Consider the following 10,263-nt stretch of genomic DNA (forward strand, 5'->3'; position numbering starts at 1 on the left):
CGATGTCTTGCGCAAGCTCATGCAGGCGCGCGGACATGTGGCGATGCCGGCGAACACGGCGACTGCGCCGTCATCGCAGGCGCCCTTGCCCACGGCACCTGCCGCGAAACCCATTGCGGACGCGGCGCCCGCAACCGTGGCGGCTGCTCCCGTCGCCGTCGCGCAAGCGCCGGCGCGTCCTTCGATTCCGGAAGGCCCGATCCTCGGTTTCGAGCAGGTGCTGCGTGATGACCCGCGCCTCGGCGAGTGGGTCCGCAAGACGTTCGAGGAACACAAGAACGACGGGTCCGTCTCGCGCGGTACCCGCAACATCGCGCCGAACCTGTTCATCGGCAGCCGTCGCACCGGCTATTTCCATTACGCCCGCAGCGGCGATCGCCTGCTGGCCTACGGCTACAGCGGGCCGGACGACGACTATGCGGAACTCGCCGCCGAGTTCTGCCGCCATGCGATCCAGGCCGGCCTGCATCCGAATCTCCTCTCTGCGCAGGCCGTGCCCGCCACGGAAGACCTGCGCTTCAGCGCGACCCCTTTCGGCGTGCTCCAGCGCGTCGTCGATCTGAAGGACTTCACTCTCGCGGGCGCGTCGATGCGCCGCCTGCGCTACCTGGTGAACAAGTTCGAGAAGGAAGGGGCGTGCCGGACCGAGGAATTCCGCTGCGGCGGCGACCCCGCGACCACGCAGGCCATCGCCGGCATCATCGATGCCTGGTGCGCGAACCGCACCATGGTCAATCCGCTGATCCACAAGGTGCGCGAGGAGATCGTCGCCGGCACGCTCGATCCCGGCCACCGGCTGTTCGTCACCTACGTCGATGACGTGATGCAGAACGTCATCATGATCACGCCGCTGGCCGCGCGCTTGGGCGGCTATCTGATGGACCTGGAGTTCTACGGACGCGAGATGCCGCTGGGCGGCCTGGAATTCGCGATCTGCCAGATCATCGAGACGCTGAAGGCCGAAGGTTGCGACGTGCTCAGCATGGGCGGTACCTACGGCTGCAAGCTGGAGGAATCGGACCAGGCCGACCCGGACATCGATCGTGCGCTCGACGAATTGCGCGAGCAGAACCTGTTCAACGATGCCGGCAACCTGCAGTTCAAGAACAAGTTCCGTCCGGAAAACCACACGATCCACCTGTGCCGGCCGCAGGGCACGGGTGAGCCGCAGGACGTGATCGACCTGATCATGATGATCGCCGATCCCGACCGCATGCAGACCAGCGATGCGGCCCGGCATACGGATCTGGACGGCGCGTCGAAGCAGGCCGCGGATGTCGCGGTCTCCGCGCCGGCAGCGGTGGCTTCCACGAGTGAAGCCGCCGGCGAACCGGTGATCGGCATCCGCGGCGTCGCGCGCTCGTACCGGCTGGCCGAGAGCGGCTTCAATCCGCTTGGCCTGCCGCACGTGCATGTCGAGTTCGATCTCAAGACCGATTCCTGGGCGCAGTTGCACCGGCCTGCGATCGAACAGCGTTCGCGGCATCTGCATGCGCGCCTGTACGGCCCGGTCGATACCCGGGCCGCCCTCGCGTCGGTCTTCCCGTTCCGGCAGTTCGTGCTGACCCAATCGGGCCGCACCGCCGAACGCGTCCTGTTCCGTGCGTGGCCGCGCAAGGGCGTGGTCCTGCAGAACCTGCTGTTCCCGACCAATCTCTTCCACCAGATCGACAACGGCTTCATCCCGCGGGAAGTGGCGAAGGCGTCGGTGTTCGCCGTCGGCAGCCCGGCGACGGACAAGGGCGAACTCGATCTCGATGCCCTGCGTGCGGCGCTCGCGAATCCCGGCGAGATCGCCATGGTCTGCGTCGAGATCGCGAACAATGCATCGGGCGGCCAGTCCGTGTCGCTCGAACACCTGCAGGCCGTGAAGGCGCTGTTGGTGCCGCATGCGATCCCGCTGGTGGTGGATGCGACCCGCGTGCTCGACAACGTGACGTTCGGGGCTTCCGGGCGCACGGGTGCGGCGATGTGGCAGGCCGTGCACGACCTGCTGGCGCCTGCAGACGTGGTCGTGGCCAGTCTGCCCAAGAATTTCGGCGTCACCGGCGGTGGTCTCGTCGCGGCCCGCGATGCCGCGCTGCAGGCACGCCTGGAAGCGACGCTGGCCGAAGAGGGCTGCGCGCTGGGTGTGCAGGAGCGCAAGCTGCTGGGCCTCGCGCTGCAGGATCGCGCGTACCTCGAACAACAGATCCCGCAGCGCCAGGCTGCCGTGCGCCACCTCGCCACGACCCTCGCGCAGCAGGGCGTGCCCGTGGTGCCGCCGACCGGCGCACACTGCGTGCTGGTCGACGTCGCGGCCATCCCCGAATTCGCCGCACTGCGCGAGCCGGTCCCGTCGTTCCTGGCGTGGCTCTACATCGAAACCGGTATCCGCGCCGCCGGCCACAACGCCGGTCTTTCGCGCCAGCACGCGCTGGCGGGCGTCGTCCGCCTCGCGCTGCCGCTGGGCATCACGCTGGCGGAAGCGGACGAGATCGCGCGCCGCATCGGCGTCGCCTTCGTCGACAAGCGCAATCTCCCCGATCTCGAAACGGACCCGAAGGCCGCAACCGGCGACATCCATGCGCCGTACCGCCTGCGCGGCTATCTGCGACCGATCGCCGCCGTCGAGGCGCAGCCTGCCGCCGGGGCCGACTTCGCCGAGGTCGTGCCATCGCAGCCTGACACCACGCCGGACGCCGTCGCCTCCGGCCCGGCGAAGGCGCCTGCCGGCATCGCCATCGTCGGCATGGCGGGTCGCTATCCGAAGGCGAACAATCCCCGCGAACTCTGGCGCCTGCTGCTCGACAGCCGCGACTGCATCGAAGACCTGCCGGACACGCGCATCGCGATGCGCCAGGGCATCACGCCGGTGCTGCGTTACCGCGGCGGCTTCATCGAGGACGTGGACGCCTTCGATGCCGCCTTCTTCGGCATTTCCGGGCGCGATGCGGCGGTCATGGACCCGCAGGAGCGCCAGTTCCTCGAAGTCGCGCACGAAGCGATGGAAGACGCCGGCTACGTGGTCGACGCCTTGGGCGGCGACACGGGCGAACGCAACATCGGCGTGTTCGTCGGTGCGGTGTGGTCCTCGTACCAGATGTTCGGGCTGGAAGAGAAGGCCGCCGGTCGCCAGGTGAATCCCAGTTCGTTCCTGTGGAGCATCGCGAACCGCGTCTCCTACTGGATGGACCTGCACGGCCCGAGCCTCACGCTCGACACCGCGTGCTCGGCGAGCCTCACCGCGATCAAGCTCGCCTGCGACGCCATCCTGTCCGGCGAATGCCGTGCCGCGATCGCGGGCGGTGTCAACCTCGACCTGCACCAGAGCAAGTACGACATCAACTCCAGCGGCGGCTCGCTGTCGCGCGACGGCGTCTGCCGCGCATTCGGACAGGGCGCCAACGGCTACGTGTCGGGCGAGGGCGTCGGCGCGCTGTTCCTGAAGCCGCTGGAACAGGCGATCGCGGACCGCGACCACGTCTATGGCGTGATCCGCAGCGTCGTCGTCACCCACAGCGGCCGCACCAGCGCCTATACCGTGCCCAACCCGCGCACGCAGGCGGAACTGGTGTCGCGCGCGCTGGCGAAGGCGGACATCGACGCGCGCACGATCGGCTACATCGAAGGCCACGGCACCGGCACCGATCTCGGCGATTCGATCGAGATCGCCGGCCTGACCCGCGCCTTCGCCCCCTACGACGTGCCGGTCGGCAGCTGTCCGATCGGCTCGATCAAGACCAACATCGGCCATCTCGAAGCCGCGTCCGGCATCGTCGGCGTGCAGAAGATCCTGCTGCAGATGCAGCACTGCACGCTCGTGCCCTCGCTGCACGCCGAAGTGCTCAACGAGAACATCGACTTCGACAGCGCGCCGTTCCGCGTGCAGCGCGAAGTCTCTGCGTGGGACGAGAAGGTCGTCGACGGCACGCCGCATCCGCGCCGGGCCGGCATCAGCGCCATCGGCATCGGCGGCGGCAACGCGCACGTGATCCTGGAGGAATACGTCGCGCCCGCGGACGCCGAACCTGCCGGCGATCGTCCGCTGCGCGTCGTGCCGCTGTCGGCGCGCACCCCCGAGCAGTTGCAGGCGATGGCGGTGCGGTTGCTCGCGCTGTTGCGCGACGAGGTCGCGTCCTCGGTGCCGTTCCTCACCCTCGACAACGTCGCCTTCACGCTGACGCAGGGGCGGCGTTCGTTCGACCATCGTGCCGCGTTCCTCGCGCATGACCTGTCCGGTCTCGCCGAGCGGCTCGCGACATTCGTGGCCGGCAGCGAGCACGACGACGTCCTCGTCGGCCAGGTCGGCAACGCGCGCAGCGTCACCGCGATGCTCGATGCACAGGAGCGCGAGGACTTCGTCTCGCTGATGCTCCAGCGCGGCGACCCGCGGCGCCTGGGGCGGCTGTGGAGCGACGGCTTGATCGCCGACGCTCGCCGCATCGGGCCGGATCGCGGTCGCCGCATTCCGCTGCCGACCTATCCGTTCACGCGGACGCGCTACTGGATCGCCGAGGGCCGAGCCGCTGCGTCCGGCCCCGTCGTGTCGGTGTCGGTGCCCGCGCCGGAAGCCGCATCCGCTGCAGCCAGGTCCGAGGCCAGGCCTGCGGCCGCAACGCAGTCGTCGCGCTACCGCTTCTGGATCGACGAAGCCGAAGCCGTCGACGGCGTGCAGGTCGATGCGCCGGTGCCCGAGAAGGCCGCACTGTTCGTGCGCCAGTTGCTGGCCGATGCGCTGGAAGTGTCGATGGACACGCTGCGCAGCGATGACGGCCTGCTGGAAATCGGCCTCAACTCGCTGGACATGGCCGGATTGACCACCGAACTGAAGGCGCGTTTCGGCCCGAAGTTCTCGCCGACCACGTTCTTCGAGTGCCGCACCATCGGCGATTTCACGCGCATGCTGGCCGAGCAATACCACGGCCCGTTCGAGGCGATGCGCTTCGCGAAGGTGGAAGCCGCCGGCGACGAGGCGATCGCCTCGTCGCGTCGTCCCGTCCGCGTGGACGGTGCCGCGGCCGGCGGCGACCTGCACCTGCAGGACGCCGAGGCGCCGCTGGCGCTGCCCGACACGCCGTGGCCGGCGATCGAACAGGTGCCGGCCTCGCTGCGCATCCTGCTGACGGGCGCGACCGGTTTCCTCGGCATGCACGTCCTGCATGCGCTGTGCGCGAACGATCCCGAGGTGCGCGTGCGCTGCCTGGTGCGTGCGCCCGACGTCGACGTCGCGTGGGCGCGGCTGCGCGACCGCGCCGCCCGCTGCGACCTGGTGCTCGACGAGCGTCGCGTCGAAGTGCTGTGCGGCGACGTCGGCGCAGAGCGGCTGGGCCTGAGCGAAGCGCAGTGGGACGCCTGCTGCGACGAGATCGACCAGATCGTGCATTCGGCGGCCCACGTCAACCACATCGAAGGCTACGCGAGCTTCCGCGACGCCACCGTCGGCATGAAGGAGATCGTGCGTCTCGCCGCGAGCAGGCGCCCGAAGCTCGTGCAGTTCATGTCGAGCACCGCCACCTGCATCCTGAAGACCGGCGACACCATTTCGGTGCACGAACACGAGGCCTTCATCGCCGCGGGCGAGACGGTGTACGGCGGATACGGCCAGTCGAAATGGGTGCAGGAGCGCTACCTGCAACGCGCGGCGGCCGTCGGCGTGCCGTACGTCATCTACCGCTTCGGCGAACTGTCCGGCTCCAGCCGCACCGGCTGCGCCCAGACCGACGACATGCTGCATCGCCTGCTGCAGATGCGATTGACCGTCGGTTGCCGCGAGAAGGTGTCGAACGACGTGCTGGACGCCGTGCCCGTCGACATCGCCGCCGCGCTGATCGCCGGTGCCAGCCGTCGTCCGGACCTGTGGAACTCGATCGTGCACGGCACGCATCTGACGCCGTGCCCGATCGCCCGTGTCTACCGCATGGCCGAGCAGCGACTGGGGCGGACCTTCGCGCCGGTCACGCGCCAGCACTACCTCAATGCCTGTTTCGAGTACGTCCGCCGGATCTACGAGCGCAGCCCGCTCGACGGCTTCGTGCTGGAGTGCGTGCTCCGCGACGCCGAGGGCGCTTCGCGCCAGCGCAAGATCATGGACGGCTACTTCGCGGTGCTGTTCCCGTTCGAGCAGACGCACTTCGCGCAGTTCCTCGAAGCGCTGGATGTCGCGCTGCCGGCCTGGGACGCGCTGCTCGCCGCGTATTTCGATCGCTGGAGCCGCGACGACAGCGATTTCTTCTTCCCGCTGGGCCCGGCCGGGATGTCGCAGGAAGGCGTGACCGCACCCGCGCAGCGCAGCGCGGCCGCGGCGACACCGAACATCAACAAGGAACCCGCGCTGGAGCGTGTCGATGGCATCTGATGGTCCCGTTCTTGTCACCGGCGGCAATGGTCACGTCGGCAACACCCTCGCCAAGCAGTTGTGCGATCGCGGCTACGTCGTCCGCGTGACCGTGCGCGACGTCGAGGACGTCCGCGCCCAGGGCATCTTCGACGGCTATCCCGTCGAGTTGCACCAGGCCGACATCCGCGACGAAGGCGCGTTGCGCGCGGCGATGGCCGGCGTGCGCGGCGTGTTCCAGGTCGCCGCGCTGTACCACTACGACGAGGCCAGCCTCGGCGAGGGCATCGTCGAGAACAACACCGATGGCTGCCTTGCCGTGCTGCGCGCCGCGCAGGCCTGCGGCGTGGCGCGGGTGGTGCTGACCAGCAGCATCGCCGCGGTCGGCTTCGGCGGCACCGAGGAACAGCCGCTGACCGAGGCCGACTGGAGCGATCCGGAGGATCCGTACTGCCGCTCGAAGCTCGAGAGCGAGCGCGTCGCCCGGCAGTGGGCCGATGCGGCGGGGCTCGACCTGGTGGTGATCTGCCCCGGCATCGTGCTCGGCCCGAACTTCTACAAGCACACGCCCAGCACCGTGCCGGTGGCGGCGATCGTGCACAACCAGATGCCGTTCCGCGTGCAGGTCGCGCTGTCGGTGGTCGACGTGCGCGACCTCGCCGATGCGCACATCCTGGCGTACGAAAAGGGCACGCCCGGCGGTCGCTATCTGGTGGCAGGCACGCATGTGCCGGATCTGGTGATGGCCGTGACCGAAGCCGTGCCCGGACTGCAGGTGCCGGAGCGCGTGCTCAGCCTCGCCGAGGCCAAGGCGCTGGCGCAGAAGAGCGGCACGCCGGTCGAACTGGTGGGCCAGCCGTACCGCTACAGCGATCGCCGCATCCGCGACGAACTGGGCTGGCAGCCGCGTCCGCTGGCCGAAACGCTCCGCGACACCGCGGCCTGGATCGAAGCCCACGACCTCTGAAACGCCTCATTCGCATGGACAGCACCGTGGAGAAGAACGAATTCGACGTCATCGTGGTGGGAGCGGGCGCCTGCGGCGCTTCGCTTGCGCGCGACCTGTCGAAGCAGGGCCTGTCGGTGCTGCTCATCGAGCGCGGCGGAGACGCCGCGCCGCGGGAAACCATCGGCGGTTTCGCTGCCGTGGCGCGCACGCTCAGCGTCGGTCCGGGCCTGCAGGCGACCACCGCGCACGGCGTCGGCGGCTCGACCGGCATCTACTTCGGCATCTGCAAGTTGCCCACGCCGGAGACCTTCTCGATGCTGGGCATGGACCTGTCGAAGGAACTCGAGGCCGTGCGCGCCGAAGTGCCGGTGGTCGAGGTCAACGACGACTTCCTGCCGCCGCAGACGAAGTGGATCCGCGATGCCGCCGCGCGCGTCGGTTTCCCGATGAAGCCGCACCACATGGCGCTGGACCTGTCGCAGTGCGCGGACGGCCGCTACGCCTACGAGGCGAAGTGGAAGGCCCTCGGCTGGATCGATGAGGCGGTTGCCGCCGGCACGACGCTGCTCGTGCGCACGCGGGTCAAGCGCATCCTGGTCGAGAATGGCCGAGCGGTCGGCGTCGAATACAAGCGCGGCCTGTTCGGCGGCACGAAGCGCGCCACCGCACGCAAGGTCGTGGTCTGCGCCGGCTCGCCGGCGACGCCCGGCCTGCTGATCGGTGCCGGCGTGAAAAACGTCGGAAGTCGCGGCTTCTTCTGCAAGCCGGCCTTCATGATGTTCGGCACGGTGAAGGACGTCGTCGGTCGCGATGCCTACGTCGGCCTGCTCGAATGCGATCTCGGCAACGGGATCACGATCGGCGATGGCGCCATGGTCGAACCGCTGTTCAAGCTGTTCATGCTGTCGAACGGCAAGCCGTCGCGGATGTTCGCGCACAGCACCACGGTCGCGGTCGCGGTGGCGCTGAACGACACGCTCGGGGGGCAGGTGCTGCCCGACGGTCGCTACCGCAAGGAACTCGGCGCCGACGATGCGGCCAAGCTGAAGGAAGCCGAGCAGCATGCGGCGAAGATCCTGGAGGCCGCCGGCGCGACCGATGTCTTCCGCTCGAAGAATGTCGCCGGTACGCCCGGTGGCGTGCTGTGGGTCGGCGAGCATCTCGACGAACACCTGCAGACGACCGGGATCGCCGATCTCCACGTCTGCGACCAGTCGGTGATCCCCGACGTGCGGATCACCCCGCTGATCACCCTGCTGTGCCTGGCCAAGCGCCTTGCGACGCACCTCGGCGACACCCTGCGGCAGGCGTCCGCGGCGCGCGCGGAGCAGGGCGACATGGCCACGGCCCATTGACCAACGATTGACGCTGTTCGAGGAAGACGAAACATGGCTTTTCGTGAGCGGTTTGCAAAGATCCGGAAATTCCTGCTGCGCGCCGCGCTCGTGCTGGCGGGCGTCGCGCTGGTGGCGCACATCGTCTGGGTCCGTTCGGGCTCGGGCCAGTGGAAGCTGATCCGCGACGAGGACGGCATCCAGGTCTATTCGCTGAAGGATCCCGGGACGGGGCTGATGAAGTTCCGCGGCCGCACCAAGGTGAAGACCAGCCTCACCAGTTCGGTGTTCCTGTACCGCGGCGACGAATCCACCAACGAGGACTTCGGCGGCAAGAACTTCAAGATCTTCGATCGCGTGGAAACGCCGAAGATGTACCTGGCCTACTTCTCGGTCGAGCAGCCGATGCCGCCCTTCGGCACGAAGGAGATGGTGAGCATGCTGAACTACGCCCAGGATCCGAAGACGGGCGAAGTGCTGATCAACGTGCAGGCCGCGCCCAGCGCGAAGCCGCCGACCCTCGGGACGTCGCGGGTCACGCACCTCAACAACCAGTTCCGGCTGACGCCGCTGGGCAACGGCGAAGTGCAGTGGGAGATCACCGGCGATGTCGACCTGGGCCTGCCTTACCCGATGATCAACCTGGCCATGCCCGACCTGCTGTTCAAGGGCCTGAGCGACCAGCGCAAGCTGGTGCTCACCCCGAAGTACCAGCAGGCCCGCCTGATTTCCGTTCGCGAACCCTGAGCGCCTGCCTCGGCGCACGCTTCGCGACCATCCCGACCAACGACGATTCCCGCACATGAACGACACGAAGAAATCCGGCGGCAAGCTTGCGCGACTGATGAAGATCGCGGGCGTCCTCGCCGCCCTGGCGCTGGTGGCGCACGTCCTCTGGGTGCAGAGCGGCTCCGATCAGTGGACGCTCGTCAGCGACAAGGACGGCATCCGCGTCTGGTCGATGAAGCCGCCGGGTTACACCCTGAAGAAGTACAAGCTGGAGATGCATTCCACGTCGCACCTGTCGGACGCGGTCTTCTACATGAGCGACCTCAACACCGGCTACGACGTCGGCGCGAGCGACATCCGCCGCATCGAACAGGTGATGGACGACCCGGTCTTCCTCGCCTACGACACCTACAAGCTGGATCTGAAACCGTTCGGCAAACTGGATGTCGTGATCGTCAACCACTATGCGCAGGATCCCAAGACCGGGGTCGTGCGCATGAACGTGCACGCGGCGCCCAACAAGATCCCGGCCGATCCGGGCGTGCCGCGCGTCACGCAGCTCAGCAACCGCTTCACCTTCACTCCGGCGAAGGACGGCGGTGTCGACATCCAGCTGATCTCCGAGATGGACCTCGGCTTGCCGTACATGCTCCAGAACGCGGTGATGCCCGGGGTCGTGCACGAAGAGTTCGGCAAGATGCGCGAGATGTTCAAGAAAGAGCGCTACCGCCTCGGCAAGCCGGCTTTCATCGTCGACCCGGCCGAGCCCGAGTCGCCTGCGCCTTCCGCCGCGCCGACGGCGACCCAGTCCGTCCCCGTCGCATCGCAGGCGACGGGCGACGCGCAAGCTGCGCCGGCCTCCGTGCCCGCCGCGCAAGGTTGACGTCGCAGGTCCGCATTCGGCCTTCGATTGCGTTGTCGGATCGAGGCCCTTC

5 protein-coding genes are annotated in these 10,263 nt (G+C 68.3%); all 5 read left to right on the forward strand.

The window, feature by feature from the left end; translation table 11 throughout:
* Positions 1 to 136 precede the first annotated feature (136 nt).
* From ACT53R_RS07940 to ACT53R_RS07960, 5 genes are read left to right on the forward strand one after another with little or no spacing between them, the layout of a single operon-like run.
* The gene (locus tag ACT53R_RS07940) at positions 137 to 6,337 is read left to right on the forward strand and encodes a beta-ketoacyl synthase N-terminal-like domain-containing protein (RefSeq protein WP_476171359.1); all 6,201 of its coding nucleotides are present in this window, start codon (positions 137 to 139) and stop codon (positions 6,335 to 6,337) included.
* Complete coding sequence (locus ACT53R_RS07945) at positions 6,327 to 7,283, forward strand: NAD-dependent epimerase/dehydratase family protein (RefSeq protein WP_476171311.1); 957 nt, start codon at positions 6,327 to 6,329, stop codon at positions 7,281 to 7,283. Before ACT53R_RS07940 ends, ACT53R_RS07945 begins: the two co-directional genes overlap by 11 nt.
* Positions 7,284 to 7,297: 14 nt before the next feature.
* The gene (locus ACT53R_RS07950; RefSeq protein ID WP_476171312.1) at positions 7,298 to 8,620 is read left to right on the forward strand and encodes an FAD-dependent oxidoreductase; all 1,323 of its coding nucleotides are present in this window, start codon (positions 7,298 to 7,300) and stop codon (positions 8,618 to 8,620) included.
* A 33-nt stretch (positions 8,621 to 8,653) separates the two neighbouring features.
* Complete coding sequence (locus ACT53R_RS07955) at positions 8,654 to 9,346, forward strand: SRPBCC family protein (RefSeq protein WP_476171313.1); 693 nt, start codon at positions 8,654 to 8,656, stop codon at positions 9,344 to 9,346.
* Positions 9,347 to 9,401: 55 nt separating this feature from the next.
* On the forward strand, positions 9,402 to 10,211 hold the full coding sequence (locus tag ACT53R_RS07960) for an SRPBCC family protein (RefSeq protein ID WP_476171314.1): 810 nt from the start codon (positions 9,402 to 9,404) through the stop codon (positions 10,209 to 10,211).
* The last annotated feature ends 52 nt before the right edge of the window (positions 10,212 to 10,263 follow it).

Source organism: Lysobacter sp. DMC104 (genome assembly GCF_056313665.1).